A 26,391-nucleotide genomic window follows, 5' to 3' on the forward strand; every position below is an offset into this window, starting at 1 on the left:
CTACAACAGGGGGATGTCATGAGGTCGAAGCATCATGTCGGACGTGTTGGCGGATTGGCTGCGGCGCTGGGCGTCGGGGTCGCGCTCTCGTTGTGCGGGCCCACCGCGTGGGCGGACGAGACCGCCGCTGACACCGCATCCAAGACATCCCCGACCCGTGATTCGGCACCCGCCGACGGCGAAACGGATTCATCACCGGAGCACAGTGCTGCGCCCGGTGCGCCGGATCCGGACCAGCAATCCGCCTCGACGGATACGGTCCCGGACGCGACGACGCACACCGCCGACGAGCACCGGACCCCGCCGAAGAAGCGCCGCGGATCCCAGGACCGGGCCGATCGCGACGACAGCGAGGGTTCGCCCGCACCAGAGCGCCCGGCACGGGACGACGACAGTGCCGAGGCTGCGGGTACGCACCCGGCCCGGGCCGTCGCACGCGCGGAGCAACCGGACGAAACCGGCTCCGCCGACCGGACACCTGCCGCACTCCCCGATGCCCGCGCGAAGACCGAAGTGGTCGCCGCCGCTGTCGCGGTCGGCGCGAACTCCGAGATCGCGCCGGCGGGCACGCCGGCTGCCGCATCCGCGGCCACCGAACAAGCGACTGTGTCGGAGTCCGTCGCGGCCGCGGTGTCCCACAGCCTGTTCGGTGGCGGGACGGGCGGAGTCACCGATTCGCCGGCGACCTGGGTGATGGCCGCCGCGGCCCGGCGTCAGTTGGGTGACACCGAGAACGAAGTGGCCGCCACCAGTTCGGGGCAGACCACCGGCCAACTTCTTGCCGCGTCGAATGCCGCAGTGGCTCCGGTGAATTCGGCGCCGGTGATCACCGCGACGACGGTCGGCGACCCCAACCCGTCGTTCTTCGGCTGGGTCTCGGGCAAGGTCACCGCCACCGACACCGACAAGGACCAACTGACCTACACCGCCACCGGCGCCACCAAGGGCTGGGTCAGCATCGACACCAACACCGGAGCATTCACCTACGGTCCCACCGCAACAGCCCGCCACGCCGCCGCCACCGACAACGCCGCCGACAAGACCGACACCTTCACCGTCACCGTCACCGACGGCCACGGCGGAACCACCAGCCAACCCGTCAAGGTCGCCATCTCCCCGCAGAACACCGCCCCCACAGCCAACGCCGCCACCGGCTGGGCCGACCCCAACACCGGAGCCATCGCCGGCAACGTCAGCGGCAACGACGCCGACTGGGACAAACTCACCTACTCCGCACCCACCAGCACCACCAAGGGCACCATCACCCTCAACAACTCCACCGGCGCCTTCACCTACACCCCCACCGCAGCCGCCCGCCACGCCGCCGCAGCCACCAACGCCCCCGCCACCGCCAAGACCGACACCTTCACCATCACCGTCAACGACGGCCACGGCGGCACCACCACCAAGAACATCACCGTCACCATCAGCCCGAAGAACACCGCACCGACCGTCGCCCCCAACCCCACCATCGGCAAACCCGACCCCGTCACCGGAATCGTCACCGGCACCCTGACCGCCACCGACCCCGACGCCGACCCACTGACCTACACCGCCACCCCCACCAAAGGCGTCATCACCTTCACCGCCGACGGAAGCTTCACCTACACACCCACATTCACCGCACGCACCGCCGCCGGCGCAGCGGGTGCATCTGCTACCGCCAAGGCGGACGCCTTCACCGTCACGGTCACCGACAGTCTCGGCGGAACCACCACGACGCCACTCACCCTGGCAGTTGCTCCGCCCCTCGCCGGCATCTCGCTCGTCGGCGGAACGACAATCGACGGGTACCCCGCGAATGTGCGACCCGTGCTGAATGCCGACAGTTCCCGGGCACTCCTGACCACGGTCGAGACCGATTTCTGGACCCAGAAGTCCATCACCCGGGTGGCGGTGGTCGACACCACCACCGGAGCGCAGCTCGGCAGCACACTCAATTTCAACGGCAAGGGCAGCGCGGAATTCAACGCCGACGGCACTCGCGCGGTGATCGTCACGGAGGTCAGCGGGAACGTGCAGGTGTCGATCCTCAACACCACCACAGGTCGTGAGCTCAGTGTCGTGCCTACGGTAGGGGCCTACGTTCACTCGGTCCAGCTGAACGCCACCGGCGACCGGTTGGTGGTCTCGACGTCCACCTATTCGAACACCACCGGCTACACCGCCACGATCATGGTGCTGAACACTGTCACCCTCACGCAGATCGGCACCACCCGAATCGACTCCGGCGCCAGCGGCCCGACCCTGCAACTGATCTCCGGCGGCTCGCGCGCGCTGATCACCACCACCACCGGCACCACGGCCAACCAATCACTCGGTGTGACGGTCATCGACACCGCAACGGGAGCCCAGATCGGCAGCACCGTCACGGTGCCGGGAGCTGGTACGTCCACTCCGACAATTCGATTGATCGCCAACGACTCCCGGGCGCTGATCACCACCGGTACCGGAACCGGTCTCGACCAGTCGCTCGACGTGGCGGTCATCGATACCGAAAGGGGTGCTCAGATCGGGGCCACCGTCATATTCTCCGGGACCGCCGAGTCGATGGATGTCGACGCCTCGGAGAACCGGGTCGCAGTCACCACCTCGAAATCGGCAGCGATCATCGACACCCGCACGGGGACCCGGATCGGGACCTCCATCGCGGTCGTCGGCAACGGTTGGGCAAAGTTCAATGCCGACGGCACAAGGGTTCTCGTCCTCCGCAACCTCGGCGACCTTCCTGCGACCAACACCGCCCAGGTGTTGTCGATCGACGCCGCCTCCGGTAAACAGGTCGGCGCCACGGTTGCACTCAGCGGCGGTGAGGCCATTGCCCAATTCGTCGCACGCAGCACGAAGGTCCTGATCTCGACCGTGGGTTACGATCCGACCGCCCAGAAGGCGATCGGCTATCTGTCGGTGCTCGATATCGCCAGTGGCACCCAGACCGGCACCACCATCCGCCTCACCGGCTCGCCGGGCCGGCTGACCCAGAATCCCGATCACACCCGCGCCGTGATCACCACCTCGAACGTCGACTGGCAGGGCGAATCGCAGTACAGCATGAGTTACCGGGCGGCGGTGATCGACATCGGTACCGGCACCCAGATCGGTCCCGTTCTCACGCTTCCCGAAGCCGCGAATGCAGTCATCATGAGCGCGAACGGAGTGCGTGCCCTGATTCTCATGGACACCCAGGCGCTGGTGCTCGACACGACCACCGGGGCGCGGATCAGCACTCTGCTGAACATCGGCAATGACCCCGACACCACCCGATTCAACACCGACGCCACCACGATCCTGACCTTCACCAACACCTACGATGCGGCGACCGGGACCACCTCCCTGCAGCACTGGGCGACCGACATCCTCACCGGCCAGCAGAACACCCTCGGCAGCGTCGTGACCTTCACCGGCGCGGTCACCGAGAAGGCTCTCAGCGTTGATGGCAGCAGCGCCATCTATGTAACCTCGGTCCTGGACCCGGCCTCACCCAACCGGGTCGTCCGAGTGGTCAGGGTCGACACCCTGCTCAACCAGATTGTGACGACAACCAACGTGATCCTGCCCACGGGCGGACTGGATCTCGTTTCGAGCGCCGATACGGACCGTGTTGCCCTCGTCTCCTACGATTACGGCGAGCCGATGTCCACCAAGCTGGTAGCCATCGACACCACCACGGGAACCCAGATCGGCAGCACCATCGGACTGATCCCCGGACCGATCAACTACCCCGTGATGTCCGCCGACGGCAAGCTGATGCTGTTGTACACCTACGGTCCGGTGAACTACAGCGGCAAAACCCTGCAGTCGATATTTCGGCTGGCGTAGGGAATCTACGTGGATCCGCCGGACAACAGCTTCACCAGTTCCTCGCGGCTACCCGTGCCGGTCTTGTTCATCGCCCGGTAGATATGACTCTCGACGGTGCGGACGGACAGCGTCAGCCGCTCGGCCACTTCACGATTGGACAGACCCGCGGCGAGCAGGCTCACGATCTCGCGCTCGCGGTCGGTGAACGGCAATGACTCCACCGCTCGGTAGAGCACGGGAGTGGTCAACCCACCACACTGTTCGGCCAGCGCACTGGCCCGCGCCGAACACGTCAACGACGATCCGCGCAGTTCCTGAGCGCGGTAACGGACCGCGGCATGAGCGGCAGCGTCGGTGGCCGCTACCACGTCCCCCATGCTCTCGAATTCCTCTGACAAGGAAGACATCTCGGCAGCGTCACCGTCCCGAAGCGCTCGGGCGAATCGCGCCGCCAGGCCGACGCGAGGACCCTCCACGACCGATTCCAGCTCACGAAGCCGGGGCGCGCACGTCGGGTCGCCGAACTGGGCCGCAGTCTGCAGACACATCACCTCGACCGCGAATTGCCCCTTGCTCGAAGCCCTTTCGGCAGCGCTACGCACGATGGCAATCGCTTCGCTGACAGCCCCCTGGGCGGCCGACACCCAGGCCCTGGCCAGGCTCTGCTCGTGATCCAGGGAACGGAACGTCCGCCGAACGCGGTCGAGTTCGGCGAGCGCTTCAACGGCCGGGCCGGTCGAATCGCTGATCGCCAGGGCCATCACATTCGGGACCCGGTAACGGAAACCCCAGCCGGCGCCGTACCCGGCTGCCGTCAGTCCGGTCGACGCACGTTCCAACAGCACGCGCGCGTCGTCGAGGCGACCGGCGCCGAGCGCGGCCCGGCCGGCAATTCCGGCGCCCAACGATTGCGCAGCACCCGGCAGGTCGGCGGCCTGGCCGCGCACCCAATCGGCCACCTCGAGTGCGTCGGGGATCGAGCCGGCCACCAGGAGCGCACCGACGTGGGCGTCGGCGATGTTGAACCGCATGTGCGGCGCGTCCAGGGACCGGGTGGCGGCGTCGTACCCCGCCTTCGCATACTCGACGGCTACGCTCGTCCTGCCGGCGTCCGCCGCGATGGCCGTGAGTACCCACCCGATCTCGGCACCCACAACCGGTGGAAGATCGTGCAGGACAAGGGGTTCAGCAGCTTCGGCGGCGAGATCCGGCCGGTCCGTCGCGAACCAGTACACCGTGTAGAAGGCGTCGATGTACGTGCGTGCGCCAGGGGGTGCGACCCTGGCCGCGTCGTCGATGACGGCCTTTGCGCGTGCGGGATCACCGATCGCCCAGAGCAGATTGCTGGCGCGCAGGAACGCCAGCCGGGCACACTCGCCGTCGGTCAGCCCATCGGTGGGGATTCCCGCGAGCACGGACTCCGCTTCCTCACCACGGCCCAGCCAGGAAAGGGCGTGCGCGCGAACGAAGTTCGGCTCGGGTCCCGCTCCGGCCCGGGTCGCCGCCTCGGCCAGCCGGTTGGCCAGCGGCAGGTCCGCCAGCCACACCGCTCCGTGTGCGGCCCGCAGCAGGAGATCCGCGTCCGGCGCGTCGTCGGCCTCGAGCGTGAGGGTCGCCCGCCGTACCACGATCCGGATGTCGTCGGACCCGGCCAGTTCGGCGGCGACGAGCCCGCGCAGCCGACGCAGCTTGGTCGCGGGTGCGCGTTTGCGGCGGATCTGTCCGAACAGTGGATGGGCCAACCGCACCTGCACGCCCCCGGCCAGGGAGTCGAGCACGATCAATCCGCGGGTGTCGGCCTCCTCGATCGCGGCCGGGTCGGTGATGCGCTGCAATGCGGCGAGGTCGATCGGCTCGCCGACCGCGAGCGTGTCGACCACGTCACTCACGGGATCCGGCAGCCCGCCCATCCGCGACTCGATCAACGCGACCAGTCCCCGCGGTAGAACGGGATCCCCGAGCCACCGGACGAATCCCCGCTGACGAACCAGACGGCCGTCGCTGATCTCCTGTTCGACGATGTTGCGCAGGTACAGAACGTTGCCGTGGGTCAGATTCCACAATCGTTGCGCCGCATCCGGATCGATCGCCGAGTCCAGCGCCGCCGACAGAAGCATCTCGGTCTCTGCGGGCGAGAGCGTTGGCAGGTCCACTCGCGTGAACCGGCCGGCCTCCGTGATCTCTTGCACCGCAGGGGGAATCGGTTCGCCGTCGGGGAGGGTGAGGATCACCTGTGCGGTACGCCGCTGGACGATCTGATTCACCACGAAGGCCGACAGGTCGTCCAATCGATGCGCGTCATCGACCACGATCACGGTGGCCGGTCCCGCCGCCGTCAGGGACTCGATCACCCGGCGCACCAGCTGGACCGTGTCGGTGACACCGGGCTGGGTCCACGCGGTGAACGCGCCCAGCGGAATCGACCGTCCCGCGGACGTCCCGACCACCCACCGGGTGTCCGATCCGCGTGCCGCCGCGCGCTGCATCGCCTCACGGGCGATGCGGCTCTTGCCGGCGCCGGCGGACCCCCAGACGGCGACCCCCGAGACGTCCGGATCCGACAGCGCGGCGTCGATGTCCCCCATCGCCGACGCGCGACCGGTCAGCGGCCACGTGGCGTGCACCCACAGAGCGTATGCCCTGGACCGGGGCTACCCGGGTGACTCGCTCAGAGGTCGGACAGCGCGACCAGTGCCTCCGCGGGTGAGACCTGCAGTCCGCACCGGTTCTGGAAATCGTTCAGCGGGGCCTTGATGGCACGGACCTCGTCGGCCTGCTGCGGATGGTCGGCGAAGTAGCTGTCCATCTGGCCGACGGCAACGAATGCCGGTTGGCGGGTGGCGTCGAGGAGTGCGGCGTTCACGTCGGGGTTCTTCTCGAAGTACTTCGACAGCGCGCCGGTGACCGAGTTGATGGTGCTCGACAGCCCGGCTGCGGTGCAGCCGTCGGCGGAGGCGGCCGGTACGGCGGCCGGGGATTCACTCGGTTCCGCGGGCGCGGTAGGCTCCGGCGCATCGGCCAGCGGAGTCGCGTCCGGGGCGTCGGCGCCGGGTGCGGGGGCGGGGGTGGACGGCGTGGCCGGCTCCACCGGCGCGGCGGGTTCGGGCGCGGTCGGCTCGGCCTGGGCCAGCGGAAGGGCCAGCGCGGAGCAGGCCGCACCGGCGGCCAGCAGGGTCAATGCGGCGCCACGCACCGTCTTGTCGCGATTCATGGATTACTCCTGGTTCGGGGGCAACTTGGTAGTGACTTCGCGTCGGCGACGCCGCGCGTTACGGATGAGGCGGATGAGCACACGATTCGGCGCCGGCGTACGGAAAGCACGGCCCGGCCGGAGTGTTGTCGACGAAACCGCACGTTCGGCCCTCCCGCGAGGGGAGGGCCGAACGCCATGCGAGGTCAGACCGCGCCGAGCGCGTCGGTGATCACGTCAGTGCCCACCTGGGTGTGGCACGACTCCGACAGCGCCGAGACGGGCTGCTGGATCTGCTTCAGATCCTTGGCGACCTGCGGGTTCTCGGTGAAGTACACCCGGTAGGCCTGCGGGGCCTGGTCCGGGGACTGCTTCGAGATGTCCGTGAGCGCCTTGTCGGTCTCCGGGTGCTCCTGCAGGTAGGACCCCATCGACGCCGACACCGAGCTGTTGGTGGTGGCGATGCCGCTGACAGAGCACTGATCCGGCGTCGCCGGCGCGGGCGCCGCGTTGGCGGTGGGCGCGAGGATGGCCAGGGAAGCTCCCGCGGCCGCGGTTGCGAGCAGGCCGCCGGCCCCGATGCTGTACAGGCCGCGACGAACGGCGGTCATGCGGGTATTGGTCGAAACCATTCGAATTTCTCCTTCGGTCTGCGATGTTGATCGCGCCCAAAGGCCTAACCCGAACCGCACCTGCCCTAAACACCGCCGGTGACCGCACCGGCGTGTCGCGGGCGGTATCCGCGCAGGACACGCCGAGGAAACCGGGTGGTCGAGAAAAAATCAGCCGGCGGCGGCGCCAGCCTGGTTACCGGCCTGCTCGCGCTTGATCTCGAGGGCGATGTCGATGAGCTGGTCCTCCTGGCCGCCGATCAGTTTGCGCTGGCCGACGCGCAGCAACAGCTCATGGGCGGGCACGCCGTAGCGTTCGCCCTGGCGTACCGCGTGTTTGAGGAAGCTGGAGTACACCCCGGCGTAGCCCATCACCAGTGCGTTGCGGTCCAGCAGGCACTCTGCCGGCATGGCGGGCGCGACAACCTCCTCGGCGGCGTCGGCGATCTCGAAGAAGTCGATACCGGTCTTGACGCCGATCTTGTCGAACACCCCGACCAGCGCCTCGACCGGCGCGTTGCCGGCCCCGGCGCCGAACCGGCGGCAGGACCCGTCGATCTGCTTGGCACCCGCGCGGACGGCTTCGACCGAGTTGGCCACGCCCAGGCCGAGATTCTCGTGCCCATGAAAACCAACCTGCGCGTCGTCACCGAGTTCGGCGACCAGCGCGGCCACCCGGTCGGCCACGCCTTCGAGCACCAGGGCGCCGGCCGAATCCACCACGTAGACGCACTGGCAGCCGGCATCAGCCATGATCCGGGCTTGGGCGGCCAGTTTCTCCGGCGAGATGGTGTGGCTCATCATCAGGAACCCGACGGTCTCCAGGCCCAGCTCGCGGGCCAGCCCGAAGTGCTGGATCGACACGTCGGCCTCGGTGCAGTGGGTGGCGATGCGACAGATCGACCCGCCGTTGCCCTGGGCCTCCTTGATGTCTTCCTTGGTGCCCACACCGGGCAGCATGAGGAAGGCGATCTTGGCTTCCTTGGCCGTCTCTGCCGCGAGCTTGATCAGCTCCTGCTCGGGAGTCTTGGAGAACCCGTAGTTGAAGCTCGAGCCGCCCAGCCCGTCACCGTGGGTCACTTCGATGACCGGGACGCCCGCGCTATCGAGGGCGGCGACGATCGCACCGACCTCGTCCTTGGTGAACTGATGGCGCTTGTGGTGGCTGCCGTCGCGCAGGGAGGTGTCCGTCATCCGGACGTCCCAGCTCGCGTCGAACCAAACTTCAGTGCTCATGGCGCCACTCCTCCTCATCGCTCGTGCCCGTCGCTCGGCTTCGCCCGGCATCCCAGTTGGCGCGACTCATGCTTGCGCTCCCGTTCCTGCGGAGGCCCGTTCCTTCGCGATTTCTTCGCCGACCTTGGTGGCGGCTGCGGTCATGATGTCCAGGTTTCCCGCATACGGCGGCAGGTAGTCACCCGCACCCTCGACCTCGACGAACGTGGTGACGACGAAGTTGCCGCCGTTGACCACCGACGGCTCGTCGAACTGCGGTTCGTTGAGCAACCGGTAACCGGGCACATACGTCTGCACCTCGGCCACCACATCCTTGATGGACTGGGTGATCGCGTCGCGATCGGCGTCCTCGGGGATGGCGCAGAAGATCGTGTCGCGCATGATCATTGGCGGGTCGGCGGGATTGAGGATGATGATCGCCTTGCCCCGCTTCGCGCCACCGATGACCTCGACGCCGGCGCTGGTGGTCTTGGTGAACTCATCGATGTTGGCCCGGGTTCCCGGCCCTGCCGAGGCCGACGAGACCGACGCCACGATCTCGGCGTAGGGCACGTCCACCACGCGGGACACGGCATAGACCATCGGGATCGTGGCCTGGCCGCCGCAGGTGACCATGTTGACGTTGGGCGCATCCAAGTGCGCGCGCAGGTTGGCCGGCGGGATGACGCCCGGACCGACGGCGGCCGGGGTGAGGTCGATGGCGCGGATTCCGGCTTCCTCGTACCGCGGCGCGGCGGCCTTGTGCACGTAGGCGCTGGTGGCCTCGAAGACCAGGTCCGGCTTCTCCGACTGCGCCAGCAGCCAGTCCACACCCTCGTGGCTGGTCTCCAACCCGAGCTTGCGGGCGCGCGCCAGGCCCTCGGACTCCGGATCGATGCCGATCATCCAGCGCGGCTCGAGCCAGTCCGACCGCAGCAGTTTGTACAACAGGTCGGTACTGATGTTCCCCGACCCGACGATCGCGACGGACGCTTTCTCTGGCATGTGTCGTGCTCCTACTCCAAGGCGTGACTATTCGAAAGACAGTCGGACTGAACCTAATCCAGTGAACTCCGCAAGGAAACTGTCCCCCGGGCGTGCATCTATCGCGCGCATGCAGGCGCCCGGCAACACGACGTCGCCGGCCTTGAGTCGCACCCCGAAACCGTCCACCTTGCGGGCCAGCCAGGCGACGGCCGTCACCGGGTTCCCCAGCACCGCATCGCTGCGGCCCTCGGCCACCGTCTCGCCGTTGCACTTCAGCACGGCGTCGATGGCGCGGATGTCAATATCCTTCGGGGACACCCGCTCCGGGCCCAGGATCCACCCAGCCGACGAGGCGTTGTCGGCGATGGTGTCACACAGTTTGATCTGCCAGTTCTTGATCCGGGTGTCGATGAGTTCGATCGACGGCGCGAACGCGGCCGTGGCGGCCAGCACGTCGTCCTCGGTGCAGCCCGCCCCGGGCAGGTCCTCGGCGAGGATGAACGCGACCTCGACCTCGACCCGCGGATAGAGGTAGTCGGACGTCTTGACGGGCACATCCTGGAAGACCTCCATGTCGGCCAGCAGATGCCCGTAGTCGGGCTCGTCGACATTCATCATCTTCTGCATGGCCTCGCTGGAGAGACCGACCTTGTGCCCCACCACCCGGGCGCCCTCGGCCACCCGCTGCCGGATGTTGAGCAACTGGATCTCATACGCGTCCACGACGTCGATCCCGGGATTGCCGTCGGTCAGGGGGTCGATCGGCACCCGGCTGCGCTCGGCCTCGGCCAGGTCGGCCGCGAGTTCGGCGCGGATCGCATCGTCCAACATTCCGTGAAGTCCCCTCACTTCTTTGACCGGCGCAGTTGTCCAGCACCGGGGCAATTCTATAACGTGTTCTACATGACCGTTCAGGAGTACGACGTCGTCGTGGTCGGTAGCGGCGGCGCCGGCATGGTGGCCGCGCTGACCGCCGCTCACCAGGGCCTCTCCACAGTAGTCGTCGAGAAGGCACCGCACTACGGCGGTTCCACCGCGCGGTCCGGCGGAGGCGTGTGGATCCCGAACAACGAGATTCTGGAGCGCGACGGGGTGAGCGACACCCCCGAGGCCGCCCGCACCTACCTGCACTCGATCATCGGCGACGTGGTGCCCGCCGAGCGCATCGACACCTACCTGCAGCGCGGGCCCGAGATGCTGTCGTTCGTCCTCGCGAATTCGCCGCTGAAGCTGTGCTGGGTGCCCAACTACTCCGACTACTACCCGGAGAGCCCCGGCGGTCGGGCCGGCGGACGTTCGGTGGAACCGAAGCCCTTCGACGCCAAGAAGCTGGGCAGCGACCTGGCCGGTCTGGAACCGCCGTACGGCAAGGTTCCGCTCAATGTGGTTGTGATGCAGCAGGATTACGTCCGCCTCAATCAGCTCAAGCGGCACCCGCGCGGCGTGCTGCGCAGCCTCAAGGTGGGCGCGCGGACCATGTGGGCGCAGGCCACCGGCAAGAATCTGGTCGGCATGGGCCGGGCGCTGATCGCCCCACTGCGCGTCGGCCTCCAGGAGGCCGGCGTCCCCGTCCAGCTCAACACCGCGATGACCGACCTGTACGTCGAGGACGGCGTGGTGCGTGGCATCTACGCAAAGGGTGCGGGAGACTCCGAAAGCACTGAGCCCCAACTGATCCGGGCCCGCAGGGGTGTGATCCTCGGCTCGGGCGGTTTCGAGCGCAACGAGCAGATGCGGGTCAAGTATCAGCGCGCGCCGATCAACGCAGAGTGGACCGTGGGCGCGACGGCCAACACCGGAGAGGGCATTCTGGCCGCCGAAAAGCTCGGCGCCGCACTGGGGTTGATGGAGGACGCCTGGTGGATCCCGACGGTGCCGCTGGTGGGAGCGCCGTGGATCGCCCTGTCGGAACGCAATTCACCCGGCGCGATCATGGTGAACATGTCGGGCAAGCGGTTCATGAACGAATCGATGCCTTACGTGGAGGCGGGTCACAACATGTACGGCGGTCAGTACGGCCACGGCGCCGGCCCCGGCGAGAACATCCCGTCGTGGCTGGTGTTCGATCAGCAGTACCGGGACCGGTACATCTTCGCCGGCCTGCAGCCGGGTCAGCGGATCCCCACGAAGTGGATGGAGTCGGGTGTCATCGTCAAGGCCGACACCCTGGATGAGTTGGCCGAGCTGACCTCGTTGCCCGCCGACGCGCTGCGCGCGACCGTCGACCGGTTCAACGGCTTCGCCCGCAGCGGGGTCGACGAGGACTTCCACCGCGGCGAGAGCGCCTACGACCGCTACTACGGCGATCCGACCAACAAGCCGAACCCGAACCTCGGTGAGATCAGCCATCCGCCGTACTACGCGGCCAAGCTGGTCCCCGGCGATCTGGGCACCAAGGGCGGCATCGTCACCGATGTGCACGGCCGCGCGCTGCGCGACGACGGTTCGGTGATCGAGGGCCTGTACGCCGCCGGCAACGTGAGCGCGCCGGTGATGGGCCACACCTATCCCGGGCCGGGCGGCACCATCGGACCCGCGATGACGTTCGGTTACCTCGCCGCACTGCATATCGCCGGAAAGGCCTGAACACGTGCCGATCAATCTCGACGAGGCCATCGGCGCTGAACTCGCCCCCGTCGAGTTCAGCTGGACCAGCTCCGACGTGCAGCTCTACCACCTCGGACTGGGCGCCGGCCATGACCCGATGGACCCGCGCGAGTTGCGCTACCTGACCGACAACACCCCGCAGGTGCTGCCGACGTTCGGCAACGTGGCCCAGACATTCCACATGACCGAACCGCCGGCGGTGAAGTTCCCCGGCATCGACATCGAGCTGTCGCGGGTGCTGCACGCGAGCGAGGCGATCAGCGCTCCCGGGCCCATTCCGGCGGCGGGCACCGGCACCGCCGTCACCCGATTCACCGAGATCTGGGACAAGGGCAAGGCGGCGGTCATCTGGTCGGAGACCACCGTCACCGATCCGGCCGGCCAGGTCCTGTGGAAGCAGAAGCGGTCCATCTTCGCGCGCGGCGAGGGCGGCTTCGGCGGCGACCGCGGCCCGTCGGCCGGCGTCGCCATTCCCGACCGGGAACCAGACCTGGAGATCGACGTGCCGACGCTGCCGCAGCAGGCCCTGCTGTACCGGCTGTGCGGCGACCGCAACCCGTTGCACTCCGACCCCGAATTCGCTTCTGCCGCAGGTTTTCCCCGGCCCATCCTGCACGGCCTATGCACCTATGGGATGACGTGCAAGGCACTCGTCGACACGCTGCTCGACGGCGATGCCGCCGCGTTGGGGTCCTACGGCGCGCGGATGGCCGGCGTGGTATTCCCCGGCGAGACGCTGCGGGTGACGGCCTGGAAGGGCGACGACGGTTACGTCGGAAATGTCACGGTTCCCGCACGGGACAACGCCGTCGCCCTCGGCGATGTCGAATTCCGCTCGGTTTAGTCCGCCCCCGGCTCGGCAATAGGAACGAGCGCGACTGCTAGTTTCAGTTGCGTTACGTAAGCCGCCCGTGTCCGCGAGCGGCCGGACTCAGGGGAGCAGTCACTGTGAACACCACCAGCATCAAGACCGCGCTGATCGCCGCCTCCGCGGCAGCCGCCATCGGTCTCGCGGCCGCACCGGCGGCCCTTGCCGACGACGAGGGCGCCGTCACCACGGCCACCATCGGGCAGCAGGCCAGGCTGACCGACGGAGCCGTCGTCCAGGGCTGGACCATCGCGGGACTGAAACCCAGCACCGACGTCATTCCCTACACGCCGCAGGGAACGCTGTGGGAGGCGACCGCCACCAACCAAGCCATCGAGGGATCCGTCCAGCCGATCGTCTCCAACCTGAACGCCCGGGCCGCCGACGGCCAGAACTACCGGGTGCTCTTCGGCGTCGCCACCCCGCAGGGTGTCAACCCCGGAGCGCTCGCCCAGGGCGATTCGACCTCGGGCAAGGTCTACTTCGACGTCACCGGCGCTGCGCCGGACACGGTCGTCTACAACGCGGGCGGACACGATCTGCTGGTCTGGAAGCCCGCGCCCCCGGCTCCCGTCGCCACCGGCGGCTCGGGCAGCAGTTGGACCGCACCCGCGCAGAGCGCCCCGGCGGCAACCACGCCCGGCACGGCAGCCCCGGCGGCCACGGGTAGCTCCGGCACCCCTATCGCCGAGGGCACCACGGCGGCCCCGGCAGCCGCAGGGAGCTCGGGCACCCCGATCACCGAGGGCACTCCGGCAACCGAGGGCACCCCGGCCCCGGCCGGCAGCGCGGGAACCCCGGCCACCCCGGCGCCCGCTGCCGCGGGCAGCTCCGGTACCCCGGCGAGCGAGGGCACTCCGGCGGTCGCGCCGGCGCCGGCCGCCGGCAGCGCTGGGACCCCGGCGCCCGTCGAGGGCAGCACCGGCACCCCCGCCGTGCAGTCGGTGCCCACCACCACGGTCGTCGGCGTCCCGCACGGAATGGGCAGCTCCGGTACGCCCGCATCCTGACCGATCAGGAGTGGCTGGACCACCACTGGTAGAGCTGGTCGAGCGTGGGTCCGGGTGAATCCGACCGGACCACGCCGACCAGCATCCGCTCGGTGTCGGTCCACGCGAGCGTCGGCACACCGTCCTGCACTCCGCACACCAGGGTCCCGCTGACCTTCTGCGGTGTCGCGTTCCGCCGCCACGGGCCCGGCGATTGGATGTTCCCCGGGCACGTCACCACGGCGTCGGGGCGCACAGCGGCCACAAACGCGGCATCGAGGGCCGGCCGATCACGCAGGAGAAGGTAGGTGGCCGACGGCGGGCCGCCCGGGTCGACGTTTCCGTCGCAGGTCACCGTGGCGACGGCCCCCTGTTGCGGATCCACCGGCCGGCAGGCTGCCGGCGGATAGCCGGGCGGCAGCATCCGGACCAGGCTCGCTTCCGCACCGGCGTCCCGGGCCGCCCTGGTGGTCGTGTCGGCGGTGGTCGATGCGGCGGGGCTGTTCACCTGGCCGCTGTCACCGGCGTCCGTGGCCTCGGTGGCCGACGGTGAGCGATTGATCGACCAGAAAACCAGTCCGATAATCGCTGCCAGCGCCGCGAGTCCACCGACCACCAGCGCGATCTGCCGTCCGGAAACCGACCCGGTACTGCGAGCGGGCTGGGTGGGGAACGCGAAAGATGCTGTCGCCGAGGGAAGTTCGACCTCACCGAGCGTCGGCGCTGGCGTCCGCTCGGCGGGCGGGGGATCGGGCGCGGTGGCATTGGGCTCCGGCGCGTCGGCCCAGCTGGCACCCCAGCCCGCACCCCAGCCGGCACCGTAGGGATTGGCCGAATTCATCATGGGGTCGGTGTCGGCCCGCTCGTCGTCGAAATCCTCCGGTGCCCCCGGATCGGGGTTGTCGGGAACCGTCATTTCCGAATCACCGCGTTACTCCCCATCGAACTGGACGACTCCTGATTCTGGTTCGGCTCGGACAGCGCCCGGACTCTGGCAAGCAGCCTAGTTTGCGCCGCCGCGCCCCGGGTTCGAGTACGGTCCGTACTCGATCCGGGCCGCGCGGCGCCGGTTGTCACACCGCCGTCGACGCCGCTGGCCAAATTTTTCGCCGACCGATCATCCCATGGGCAGTGCTCCGATCCGGCGTTTGCTGTCCGGATCGGCAGGTGGCCGTCCGGGCTCGGTGGAACACCCGCATTGCCGAGGACCCCTGCGGCACAGGTGATGTCGGTTTCCGCCGACCCGCCCGCGGCCGGGGTCGACCGTTCATCACACCGCCGACCGGCGCCCCGACGCCGCGATCCGGGCTCGGGGACGGTACCGCGTACCGCGCCACCGGTTGCCGAATTCAAGTGAATTACCTTGGCGCAGAAGGTCTTACGACATTGTCCAAGCCCGAGCGATCAACCGCGAGAGCGGGTCGCGGCACCGATCCGCTGCGGCGGTGACCCGGCCCGGCCCGGCCCGCCGGGGCGAGATGGCGGGCCGATGCCGGCCCGGTGGCCGGCGGACGACCCGCGCGATGCGCCCGACGTCGCCGGGGCCGCGAGCGGTGCGCGTGGGGTGTGCGTTGCCGGACCGGTGGCGCCGCGCCATCGCCGGGCGGGCGATGCGGGGGCGTCGGAATGATCCCGCGAAACAAGTTCTAGCGATAATCACCGCTTGCTCGTAGAGTTTGCCACGGGGAGGAAACCTTGCATGAAACCTCGAGGGGGAACCATGTGGGAAGCAAGGAGAGAGCCCGTCGGGGGATGTCTGCGGCGGGGCCCATCGGGGCTACCGCGCGCGGCGCGGATCCCGACGGGGTAGGCGGCGATGGGCCATGGGGGACGTTGCCGAGAACGACGCGGTCGATACCTACGAGTTGTCGCCGATGCAGCAGGGCATGCTCGTCCACGCCCTCAGTTCGCCGGGGGCCGGGGTCGATATCGAACAGATCATCGTCACGCTGCACGAACGGCTTGACGTACCTGCTTTCGAACGGGCCCTGCACGACGTCGTGCTGCGCCACGACGTCCTGCGCACGCGGTTCCGCTTCGGCGACGTGGACGAGCCGCGACAGGAGGTGCTGGCGCGGGCCGAACAGACGGCCACGGTGGCCGACTGGCGCGACCTCGCGCCCGACGAGGCCGAAAGAAAATTCGAAGAGCACCGCCGCGCCGACCGCCACCGCGATTTCGACCTGTCCCGTGCGCCCCTGCACCGCCTGTTCGTGGCGCGGTTCCCGGACGGCACCGACCGCGTCATCTGGACGTTCCACCACCTGCTCGGCGATGGCCGCTCCTACATCGTGCTGCGCGAATGGTTCGCGATCTACGACGCCGCCCAGCGCGGCGAGCCACTGACCCTGCCGCCGACCCGGCCGTACCGGGAGTACCTGGAGTGGCGGCGGGAGCTCGACCTCGCCCCGGCCGAGACATTCTGGCGCGCTGAACTGGGCACCTTCCGGGCGCCGACACCGTTCGGCGTCGACACGCAGATAACCCTCGGGCCGGGCGACGAGAAGTTCGGCGCTCGCGCGCAACGCCTGTCGCGTGCGCTATCCGACCAGCTTCGCGAGGGGGCCGGGCGGGCGGGCGTCACGGTCAACACGCTGGTGCAGGCCGCGTGGGCCTACCTGCTGCATCGCTACAGCGGCGAATCCGACATCGTGTTCGGCGCGACCCGCACCGGACGGTGGACGGGAATGGCCGACGTCGAAGCACGGGTCGGCCTGTTCATCAACACGCTGCCCGTGCGGATCGCGGTCGACGACGACGCGCAGATCGATGAGTGGTTGCGCACCCAGCGCACCCAGCAGACTGCGCGGCGGCCCTTCGAGCACACGCCGCTGGCCGCCGTCCAGGCGTGGAGCGGAGTGGCTCGCGGAACCCCGCTGTTCGAGAGCATGGTCGTGTTCGACTACTTGACGCTCGATTCGTGTCTGCAGCTGCCGGGGCGCCACTTCGAGTACATCGGGCAGACCAACTATCCGCTGGCGCTGCTGGTCTACGGCGACGAGGAGATGCTGCTGCGCCTCGAGTATTCCGCCGAGCGCTTCACCGAGGCCGCCATCGAGCGGATGTTCACCCATCTGGTGACCGTGCTGATGCGGCTCTCGGGCGGGGACGCGACCTACGTTCGCGAACTCGACCCGGTCGACGAGGCCGAGCGGGTGTTGTTGGTGGGTGAGGGTGAGACTCCGGTGTTCACCACGGCGCGGGCCACGCTCCATGACAGTTTCACCCACCAGGCCCAGGCCACCCCGAACGCGACCGCCCTGCACATGGACACCCCCACCGGCCCGATCACCTACACCTACGCCGAACTGGACCACCACGCCGACACCCTGGCCACCCACCTACGCACCCGCGGCGCCCGCACCGGCACCATCATCGGCATCCGGCTCCCCCGCAGCCCCCAGGTCATCATCGCCATCCTGGCCATCCTCAAAACCGGCGCCGCCTACCTGCCCCTGGACCCCATCTACCCCCCCGAACGCGCCACCTTCATGCTCACCGACGCCCACGCCCACCTCGTCCTGACCCACCGCGACCTGGCCGACCAACTCGACCCCAACACCATCGAACACCTCTACCTCGACGAACCCCTCCCCCCAACCACCACCACCACACCACCAGCCACCCCCGCCACCGGCGACGACCTGGCCTACGTCATGTACACCTCCGGATCCACCGGCCAACCCAAAGGCGTCCGCGTCACCCACCACAACGTGCTACGCCTGTTCGCCGCCACCGACCACTGGTTCGGATTCGGCCCCACCGACGTCTGGACCCTGTTCCACTCCTACGCCTTCGACGTCTCCGTCTTCGAAACCTGGGGCGCCCTGCTACACGGCGGACAACTCATCGTCATATCCCAGGACACCAGCCGCGACCCCACCGCCCTGCACACCCTGCTCCAACACCACCACGTCACCATCTACTGCCAAACCCCCACCGCGTTCACCGGCCTCATCGACGCCGACCACACCCAACCCCGGGCCACCTGGGCACTCCGGCACATCATCTTCGCCGGCGAAGCCCTCCACCCCCCCACCCTGGCCCCCTGGATCCAGCGCTACGGCGACCAGCACCCCCAACTGATCAACATGTACGGCATCACCGAAACCACCATCCACGCCACCTACCGACCCATCACCACCACCGACCTGAACACCACCACCAGCCCCATCGGCCAACCCATCCCCGACCTCCGCCTCTACCTGCTCGACCCCCACGGCAACCCCGTCCCCATCGGCGTCACCGGCGAAATCCACATCGCCGGACCCGGCGTCACCGCCGGCTACCTCAACCGCCCCGACCTCACCACCCAACGCTTCCTGCCCGACCCCTTCCACGACGGCCACATGTACCGCAGCGGCGACCTGGCCCGCCGCCTCGACAACGGCGACATCGAATACCTCGGCCGCATCGACCACCAGATCAAAATCCGCGGCTACCGCATCGAACTCGCCGAAATCGAAACCACCATCGCCACCCACCCCCACATCAACCACGTCGCCGTCACCACCCACCAACACCCCCACGGCCACCACCAACTCACCGCCTACCTCGTCACCACCACCCCCCCACCCCCCAACCTGCACACCGAACTACGCCACCACCTCGCCACCCACCTCCCCGACTACATGCACCCCACCCACTACCACCACCTCCCCCACCTCCCCCTGACCCCCAACGGCAAACTCGACCGCAACGCCCTACCCCCACCCCAACCCACCCACACCGAAACCAGCAGCCCCTACATCGCGCCGCGCAACCCGGCCGAAAAAGCGATCGCCGACGTCTGGAAGCGGGTATTGCACGTCGACAAGGTGGGCCTCGACGATCACTTCTTCGAGCTCGGCGGCGACTCGCTGCTCACCATCCGGGTGCACGCCCAGCTCAGCGAAAGGCTCGACGCGGACCTGTCGATGGTCGCCCTCCTGCAGTACCCGACCGTGCGCTCGCTGGCCCGCCACCTCGCCGGTGCAGGCGGCGACGGCGGGTCCGAAGACCGATCGCGTCACCAGCAGCGGGCCCGTCAGCAACGCGCGGCCTACGCCCGGCAACGCAATCCGGCGGGACGGGGCTGACCCGATGTCCGACTCCGGGCCCTACTCCGACGACTACGACCCTCTCGACGGCATCGCCATCGTCGGGATGTCCGGCCGCTTTCCCGACTCGCCGACCGTCGCCGCGCTCTGGCAGAACCTGCTCGCGGGCCGCGAGTGCATCACCCGGTTCGCCCCCGACGAACTCGAGCCCGGCGACCGGGAGGACATGCTGGTCCGGTCGGACCCGAACTACGTGCGCGCCCGCGGCGTGCTGTCCGGGGCCGACGAGTTCGATGAGCAGTTCTTCGGATTCACTCCCCGGGAAGCCGAGATCCTCGACCCGCAGCAGCGGCTGTTCATGCAGTCCGCGTGGGAGGCCCTCGAGAACGCGGGCCATGACCCGCAGCGTTTCGACGGCCCGATCGGGGTGTTCGCCGGGGCGACCACCAACAGCTACTACCTGCAGAACCTGCTTTCCCGCAGCGATGTGACCGACCCGCTGGGCCCCATGACGGTCCTGATGAGCAACGCGAACGACTACATCGCCACGCGGGTGTCCTACAAGTTCGATCTGCAGGGACCCGCGCTGAACATCCAGAACGCGTGCTCGACCTCGCTGGTGGCCGTCTGCCTCGCGGTGCAGAGTCTGCAGACCTACCAGTGCGACATGGCACTGGCCGGTGCGGTGTCGGTCCGACTCCCGCAACGGCGGGGATACCTCCACGAAGAGGGTCTGATCCTGGCGCCGGACGGCCACTGCCGCGCGTTCGACGCCGACGCGGCCGGCACGGTGTCCAGCAACGGGCTCGGCATCGTCGTGCTGCGCCGGCTGCGCGACGCCCTCGCGGACGGCAACACGATCTACGCGGTCATCAAGGGCGCGGCGCTGAACAACGACGGCAGTGCCAAGGTCGGATTCACCGCACCCAGCGTCGACGGTCACGCGCAGGTGATCTCGATGGCACAGATGCTCGGCGGGATCGATCCGGCGACCATCTCCTACATCGAAGCCCACGGCACCGGCACCGCACTGGGCGATCCCATCGAGATCGCGGGCCTGACGCAGGCGTTCCGGGCCGGCGGCGCCGACGGGAACGGCTTCTGCGCAATCGGCTCGATCAAGTCGAACATCGGGCATCTCGACGTCGCGGCCGGGGTCGCGGGGCTGATCAAGACCGCGCTCGCCCTGCATCACCGAACCCTGCCCGCCAGCATCAACTACGCGTCGCCGAACCCGAAACTGGACATCGAGAACACCCCGTTCTTCGTCAACGCGGCGCAGCGCGACTGGCCGGCGGGCCCGACCCCGCGCCGGGCCGGCGTCAGTTCGTTCGGCCTCGGCGGAACCAACGCCCACGTGGTGCTCGAAGAGGCCCCGCTGCCGGCACCGACCGGCCCGCCCGCACGCCGCCAGCAGCTGCTGGTGCTATCGGGCCGGGATCCGGAGGCACTGGATCGTGCGGCACTCCAGCTGCGGGACCACCTCGTGCAGGACGTGACGGTCGACCTCGCCGATGTCGCGTTCACGCTGCAGACCGGCCGGCGCCGGTTCGTCCGGCGACGTTCGATCGTCTGCCGCGATCGCGACGACGCGATCACACTCCTCGGCGGCGGCGACGGCACCCGCGTACGGGACTGCACCGGCGAGGCGGACGGCCCTGGCGTCGCGTTCATGTTCCCGGGCCAGGGTTCACAGCACGTCAACATGGCCCGTCGGCTCTACGAGACCGAACCGGTTTTCCGCGACGTCATCGACGGATGCGCAGAGGTGCTGCAGCCCGAGATCGGCGTCGATCTTCGCACCGTGCTCTATCCCGGCGAGTCGGATACCGAGTCCGCCCGGCAGCGACTGACCCAGACCGCGATCACGCAGCCCGCGCTGTTCGCCACCGAATATGCGCTGGCCGAGCTGTGGAGGTCGTGGGGTGTTCGGCCCGACGCGATGATCGGCCACAGCATCGGCGAGTACGTCGCCGCGTGCCTCGGTGGCACGTTCACGCGGGACGACGCGCTGGTACTGGTGGCCCGCCGGGCCCGCCTCATGCAGGACACGCCGCCGGGCTCGATGCTCGCCGTCCGGGCGCCGGTCGACGTGGTCGCGGCGGCATCGACCGCGGACGTGTCGATCGCGGCGATCAATTCGGCCAACCTCACCGTCGTCTCGGGAGCCGCCGAGGCGATCGCGGCGTTCGCGGCGGCCCTGGACCGGGACGGCATCGCCCATCGGCGGCTGCACACGTCGCACGCGTATCACTCACCGATGATGGAGCCCGTCGTCGAGCCGTTCGCCGGGATCGTCGCCGCGACCCCGCGACGCGCACCGGAATCCCGCTGGATCTCGAGCCGAACCGGCCGCCCGATCACCGACGAGGAAGCCGTCGATCCGTACTACTGGGCCCGTCAACTCCGCGAGCCCGTGCAGTTCGCCCGCGGGATCGGCGAGCTCATCGACGACGAGCACGCACTGCTCGAGGTCGGTCCCGGCGGAGCGCTCGCGACGCTGGCACGCCAGCACGATCGGCGGCCCGCGACGCAGCTCATCACCACGTCGCTGAATCCCGGCCAGGACTGGGACGCCGACGTCGAGCACCTGCTCGGGGCCGCGGGTCAGCTCTGGGCGCATGGCGTCGACATCGACTGGCGTGGATTGCACGGCCCGGGACGTCGTCGCCGGGTGCCGCTGCCCACCTACCCGTTCCGGCGTCAGCGGCACTGGGTCGAGCCGGTTGCGCGGCCGGAGCCGGCCGGGCCCGCACCCGCCGCCGAGGTCCCGGCCGAGGTACCGCCGACCGATACCGACACCCGCGCCGACGCGCTGCTGTCGCGGCTGCGGGCGCTGTTCGTGGACCTCTCGGGCGTCGACCCCGCGATCCTCACACCCGATGCGAACTTCCTGGAGCTCGGCTTCGATTCGCTGCTGCTCACCCAGGCGACGAACGCACTGCAGAAGCAGTTCGCGACCAAGGTTTCCGTGCGGACCCTGCTGGCCGACGCGCCGACACTGAACCTGCTGGCCGAGCTCCTGGCCGAACACTCGGGGCCGACGCTGTCCTCCGACTCGGTGCCATCGCCGCCGGACCGATCCCCGACGACTTCGGCGGCGGTGGCACCCACAACCCCGGCCACGACGGCGTTCGGGCCGTACCGTCCGCCGAAGCGTGGCCCGTCCGGAGCGCCGACCGAACACCAGGGCCGGCACCTCGCGGCAATGATCGAGCGGTACAACCGCAGAACCGCGAAGTCCAAGGCCGCGACGCAGGCCGCCCGGGCGCACCTGGCCGATCCGCGCACAGTGGCCGGCTTCCGGCAGGGCTGGAAGGAGCTGGTCTACCCGATCGTCTCCGTCGGCAGTTCCGGTGCCCACCTGCAGGACGTGGACGGCAACGACTACGTCGACATGACCAACGGGTTCGGCATGATCCTGTTCGGCCACAACCCGGAGTTCATCCGGGATGCCGTCTGCGAGCAGTACCGGGCCGGCATCGAGATCGGACCGCAGTCACTGCTGGCGGGCGAGGTCGCCGAACTCCTCTGCGACATGGTCGGCATGGAACGCGCGGCGTTCTGCAGCACCGGGTCCGAAGCCGTCATGGCCGCGATCCGGGTGGCCAGAACGGTGTCGGGACGCGACACGATCGTCGCGTTCGCGGGCTCGTATCACGGGGTCTTCGACGAGGTGCTGGTGCGCCCGACCATGAGCGGTGACGGCCGCGCCGTGCCCGTCGCACCCGGTATTCCGGCCGCGATGGCCGACAACATCCTGGTGCTCGAATACGGCACGCCGGAGGCCCTGGAGACCATCAGGTCCCTGGCGGGCCGGCTCGCCGCGGTCCTCGTCGAACCGGTGCAGAGCCGGTGCCCCGAACTGCAGCCGCGCGAATTCCTGCACGAGTTGCGCGCGGTGACCGCGCAGAGCGACACCGCCCTGATCTTCGACGAGATGGTGACCGGGTTCCGCGCGCACCCCGGCGGCGCGCAGTCGGTGTTCGGGGTCCGCGCCGACATCGCCACCTACGGGAAGGTGATCGGCGGCGGCCTGCCGATCGGCATGGTCGCCGGCAGCGCGAAGTACCTCGATGCGCTCGACGGCGGTGACTGGCGGTACGGGGACGACTCCGGACCGGAGGTGGGCGTCACGTTCTTCGCCGGCACCTTCGTGCGCCACCCACTCGCACTTGCCGCCGCCCGCGCGGTGCTGGACCGCCTGCGCCGCGACGGTCCCGAGCTGCAGCGCGGCCTCAACCTGCGGACCACCGAACTGGTCGAACGGCTCAGGAGAGTCGCCGACGACGCCGGTGCGCCGATCCGGATCACCCACTTCTCGTCGTGGTTCGTGGTGTCGTTCCCGCCCGATCTGCCGCTGGCGCCGATGTACTACCCGCTGATGCGCGAGAAGGGGGTGTACATCTCGGAGGGTCGGCCGTGCTTCTTGACACTCGCCCACGACGACGCCGACCTCGACCACATCGTGGCGGCGTTCGGCGCCACGCTCGCACAGATGCAGGACGCCGACTTCCTGCCCCGGCGCACCGGCACCCCTGAGGCGGGTTCACCGTTCCCGCTGACGGAGGGTCAGCGGGAACTCTGCGCGGCGACGCTGATGGGGGACGACGCGAACTGCGCCTACAACGAATGCTTCGTGCTGACGCTGACCGGCCCACTCGACGTGGAGTCGCTGCGGCGCGCGCTCACCGAGGTGGTCCGGCGCCACGAGGCGCTGCGCCTGTCGATCGACCTGACGGACGAATCCCAGCGCGTGCTCCCCGCCGCCGGCGGTCTGGTCGAGCTGCCGGTCACGGATCTCGCCGCGCTCGACGAACCAGAACGGGAGGCGGCCATCGCGCGACTGGTGGACCGCGAGATGCGCACCCCGTTCGACCTCGGGGCCGCGCCGCTGTGGCGCGCGGAACTCATCCGGGAAGCGCCCGTCCGGCACCGCCTGGTGTTCACCGCGCACCACGCCGTCGTCGACGGGTGGTCGTCGGCGGTGGTGTTCGCCGACCTGGGCGGCAGCTACACGGCCAGCCGTTTCGGCGTGACGCCCATGCTGCCGCAGGCCGCGTCGTTCCGCGGTTTCGTGGACCAGCAGCGGTCGCCGGAGACCATGGCGGAGTCCGACGCGGCGCTCGAATTCTGGATGCAGCAGTACGCGTCCGGCGTGCCGACCTTCGAACTGCCGCTGGACCGCGCCCGGCCCGCGGTCAAGACCTATCCCGCCGACCGGCGGGTGCTGGAGCTGGACAGCGCGCTCTACCAGGCCATCCGCCGGTGCGCCGCCCAGCAGGGCGCCACACCGTTCGTCATGCTGCTCGCCGTTTTCGAGGTGCTGGTCTCGCGCTTGGCGGCGGTCGACGAGTTCGTCGTCGGTGTGCCGATCGCGGGTCAGGGACTGCAGGAGAACAGCCACCTCGTGGCCCACGGCGTCAACATGGTCCCGCTGCGCTGCCACGTCGACGCCCGCCAGACGTTCGCCGAGCATCTGCGCTCGGCTTGCCGCACATTCCTGGACGCGCACGCGCATCCCCGGCTCACGTTCGGCACCCTGGTGCAGGAGCTGGGACTGCCCCGTGACCTGAGCCGGACCCCGCTGGTGTCGGTGATCTTCAACATGGACAAGGTCGCCGCCCCGATCGATTTCGGCGAGCTCACCGTGGACGGCATCGAGACACCGAAGGCGTTCTACAACTTCGACCTGGGCCTCAACGCGATCGACGACGGCGAACGCATCGTGGTCGAGTGCGACTTCAACGCCGACCTGTTCGACGGCACGACGGTGGCGCGGTGGCTCGAGCAGTACCGGCTGCTACTCGAGCAGGTGACCGCGGAACCGGCCGCCGAACTCGCCGCGCTGTCGCTGGTGTCGCCGAGTGAGCGGGTGTTGTTGGTGGGTGAGGGTGAGACTCCGGTGTTCACCACGGCGCGGGCCACGCTCCATGACAGTTTCACCCACCAAGCCCAGGCCACCCCCAACGCGACCGCCCTGCACATGGACACCCCCACCGGCCCGATCACCTACACCTACGCCGAACTGGACCACCACGCCGACACCCTGGCCACCCACCTACGCACCCGCGGCGCCCGCACCGGCACCATCATCGGCATCCGACTCCCCCGCAGCCCCCAGGTCATCATCGCCATCCTGGCCATCCTCAAAACCGGCGCCGCCTACCTGCCCCTGGACCCCATCTACCCCCCCGAACGCGCCACCTTCATGCTCACCGACGCCCACGCCCACCTCGTCCTGACCCACCGCGACCTGGCCGACCAACTCGACCCCAACACCATCGAACACCTCTACCTCGACGAACCCCTCCCCCCCACCACCACCACACCACCAGCCACCCCCGCCACCGGCGACGACCTGGCCTACGTCATGTACACCTCCGGATCCACCGGCCAACCCAAAGGCGTCCGCGTCACCCACCACAACGTGCTACGCCTGTTCGCCGCCACCGACCACTGGTTCGGATTCGGCCCCACCGACGTCTGGACCCTGTTCCACTCCTACGCCTTCGACGTCTCCGTCTTCGAAACCTGGGGCGCCCTGCTACACGGCGGACAACTCATCGTCATATCCCAGGACACCAGCCGCGACCCCACCGCCCTGCACACCCTGCTCCAACACCACCACGTCACCATCTACTGCCAAACCCCCACCGCGTTCACCGGCCTCATCGACGCCGACCACACCCAACCCCGGGCCACCTGGGCACTCCGGCACATCATCTTCGCCGGCGAAGCCCTCCACCCCCCACCCTGGCCCCCTGGATCCAGCGCTACGGCGACCAGCACCCCCAACTGATCAACATGTACGGCATCACCGAAACCACCATCCACGCCACCTACCGACCCATCACCACCACCGACCTGAACACCACCACCAGCCCCATCGGCCAACCCATCCCCGACCTCCGCCTCTACCTGCTCGACCCCCACGGCAACCCCGTCCCCATCGGCGTCACCGGCGAAATCCACATCGCCGGACCCGGCGTCACCGCCGGCTACCTCAACCGCCCCGACCTCACCACCCAACGCTTCCTGCCCGACCCCTTCCACGACGGCCACATGTACCGCAGCGGCGACC

The 26,391-nt window shown here is 68.9% G+C and carries 13 protein-coding genes and 1 pseudogene; 7 read left to right on the top strand and 7 right to left on the bottom strand.

Annotated features, from left to right (window positions below; translation table 11 throughout):
• Nucleotides 1-18 precede the first annotated feature (18 nt).
• Nucleotides 19-3,819, top strand: coding sequence for a cadherin-like domain-containing protein (locus tag U0R18_RS15255; RefSeq protein WP_526369827.1), 3,801 nt, complete (start codon nt 19-21; stop codon nt 3,817-3,819).
• Nucleotides 3,820-3,824: 5 nt separating this feature from the next.
• Here the strand turns inward: U0R18_RS15255 and U0R18_RS15260 are convergent, their stop codons facing one another.
• The 6 genes from U0R18_RS15260 to U0R18_RS15285 all read right to left on the bottom strand — a co-directional run bounded on the left by U0R18_RS15260 (nt 3,825) and on the right by U0R18_RS15285 (nt 10,635).
• Entirely contained in the window at nt 3,825-6,386 is a 2,562-nt protein-coding gene (locus tag U0R18_RS15260; RefSeq protein ID WP_526370406.1) for a helix-turn-helix transcriptional regulator, read from the bottom strand.
• A gap of 83 nt (nt 6,387-6,469) precedes the next feature.
• Nucleotides 6,470-7,012, bottom strand: a complete 543-nt coding sequence (locus tag U0R18_RS15265; protein ID WP_526369829.1) for a hemophore-related protein — start codon at nt 7,010-7,012, stop codon at nt 6,470-6,472.
• 185 nt (nt 7,013-7,197) lie between these two features.
• Nucleotides 7,198-7,623: a hemophore-related protein gene (locus tag U0R18_RS15270; RefSeq protein WP_291016607.1), complete on the bottom strand. Its 426-nt coding sequence runs from the start codon at nt 7,621-7,623 to the stop codon at nt 7,198-7,200.
• A 150-nt stretch (nt 7,624-7,773) separates the two neighbouring features.
• Entirely contained in the window at nt 7,774-8,838 is a 1,065-nt protein-coding gene (dmpG, locus tag U0R18_RS15275) for a 4-hydroxy-2-oxovalerate aldolase (RefSeq protein ID WP_526369832.1), read from the bottom strand.
• Between the two features lie 66 nt (nt 8,839-8,904).
• Complete coding sequence (locus U0R18_RS15280; RefSeq protein ID WP_526369834.1) at nt 8,905-9,822, bottom strand: acetaldehyde dehydrogenase (acetylating); 918 nt, start codon at nt 9,820-9,822, stop codon at nt 8,905-8,907.
• Nucleotides 9,823-9,849: 27 nt separating this feature from the next.
• Nucleotides 9,850-10,635 (bottom strand): 2-keto-4-pentenoate hydratase, encoded by a 786-nt coding sequence (locus U0R18_RS15285; RefSeq protein ID WP_526369836.1) that lies wholly within the window; start codon nt 10,633-10,635, stop codon nt 9,850-9,852.
• Nucleotides 10,636-10,707: 72 nt separating this feature from the next.
• Here U0R18_RS15285 and kstD point away from each other — a divergent pair, with 72 nt between their 5' ends.
• The 3 genes from kstD (at nt 10,708) to U0R18_RS15300 (ending at nt 14,289) form a co-directional block, all read left to right on the top strand.
• On the top strand, nt 10,708-12,390 hold the full coding sequence (gene kstD / locus U0R18_RS15290; protein WP_526369838.1) for a 3-oxosteroid 1-dehydrogenase: 1,683 nt from the start codon (nt 10,708-10,710) through the stop codon (nt 12,388-12,390).
• Between the two features lie 4 nt (nt 12,391-12,394).
• The gene (chsH3, locus tag U0R18_RS15295; RefSeq protein ID WP_526369840.1) at nt 12,395-13,255 is read left to right on the top strand and encodes an enoyl-CoA hydratase ChsH3; all 861 of its coding nucleotides are present in this window, start codon (nt 12,395-12,397) and stop codon (nt 13,253-13,255) included.
• 104 nt (nt 13,256-13,359) lie between these two features.
• Complete coding sequence (locus U0R18_RS15300) at nt 13,360-14,289, top strand: DUF1942 domain-containing protein (protein WP_526369842.1); 930 nt, start codon at nt 13,360-13,362, stop codon at nt 14,287-14,289.
• 4 nt (nt 14,290-14,293) lie between these two features.
• Here the strand turns inward: U0R18_RS15300 and U0R18_RS15305 are convergent, their stop codons facing one another.
• Nucleotides 14,294-15,184 carry a hypothetical protein gene (locus tag U0R18_RS15305; RefSeq protein WP_526369844.1) on the bottom strand — a complete coding sequence of 297 codons (891 nt, stop codon included), beginning with the start codon at nt 15,182-15,184 and terminating at the stop codon, nt 14,294-14,296.
• Between the two features lie 907 nt (nt 15,185-16,091).
• On the opposite strand from U0R18_RS15305, the gene U0R18_RS15310 reads away from it, so the two are divergent.
• The 3 genes and pseudogenes from U0R18_RS15310 to U0R18_RS15320 form a co-directional block, all read left to right on the top strand.
• Complete coding sequence (locus tag U0R18_RS15310; protein WP_526369846.1) at nt 16,092-19,346, top strand: non-ribosomal peptide synthetase; 3,255 nt, start codon at nt 16,092-16,094, stop codon at nt 19,344-19,346.
• A 4-nt stretch (nt 19,347-19,350) separates the two neighbouring features.
• A complete protein-coding gene (locus tag U0R18_RS15315) occupies nt 19,351-26,109 on the top strand; it encodes a hybrid non-ribosomal peptide synthetase/type I polyketide synthase (protein ID WP_526369848.1) in 6,759 nt (2,252 codons plus the stop codon).
• Nucleotides 26,106-26,255 (top strand): annotated as a pseudogene (locus tag U0R18_RS15320) (AMP-binding protein); the annotation flags it as partial. The gene U0R18_RS15315 and the pseudogene U0R18_RS15320, both read left to right, overlap by 4 nt.
• Nucleotides 26,256-26,391 lie beyond the last annotated feature (136 nt).

It is taken from the genome of Mycobacterium sp. (assembly GCF_046330795.1).
GTDB lineage: Bacteria > Actinomycetota > Actinomycetes > Mycobacteriales > Mycobacteriaceae > Mycobacterium.

Coding starts and splice junctions, on each gene's coding strand:
- U0R18_RS15255 (WP_526369827.1), top strand. CDS start 19: ATGAGGTCGAAGCATCATGTCGGACGTGTTGGCGGATTGGCTGCGGCG.
- U0R18_RS15260 (WP_526370406.1), bottom strand. CDS start 6,386: ATGGGGGACATCGACGCCGCGCTGTCGGATCCGGACGTCTCGGGGGTC.
- U0R18_RS15265 (WP_526369829.1), bottom strand. CDS start 7,012: ATGAATCGCGACAAGACGGTGCGTGGCGCCGCATTGACCCTGCTGGCC.
- U0R18_RS15270 (WP_291016607.1), bottom strand. CDS start 7,623: ATGGTTTCGACCAATACCCGCATGACCGCCGTTCGTCGCGGCCTGTAC.
- dmpG (WP_526369832.1), bottom strand. CDS start 8,838: ATGAGCACTGAAGTTTGGTTCGACGCGAGCTGGGACGTCCGGATGACG.
- U0R18_RS15280 (WP_526369834.1), bottom strand. CDS start 9,822: ATGCCAGAGAAAGCGTCCGTCGCGATCGTCGGGTCGGGGAACATCAGT.
- U0R18_RS15285 (WP_526369836.1), bottom strand. CDS start 10,635: ATGTTGGACGATGCGATCCGCGCCGAACTCGCGGCCGACCTGGCCGAG.
- kstD (WP_526369838.1), top strand. CDS start 10,708: ATGACCGTTCAGGAGTACGACGTCGTCGTGGTCGGTAGCGGCGGCGCC.
- U0R18_RS15305 (WP_526369844.1), bottom strand. CDS start 15,184: ATGACGGTTCCCGACAACCCCGATCCGGGGGCACCGGAGGATTTCGAC.
- U0R18_RS15310 (WP_526369846.1), top strand. CDS start 16,092: ATGGGGGACGTTGCCGAGAACGACGCGGTCGATACCTACGAGTTGTCG.
- U0R18_RS15315 (WP_526369848.1), top strand. CDS start 19,351: ATGTCCGACTCCGGGCCCTACTCCGACGACTACGACCCTCTCGACGGC.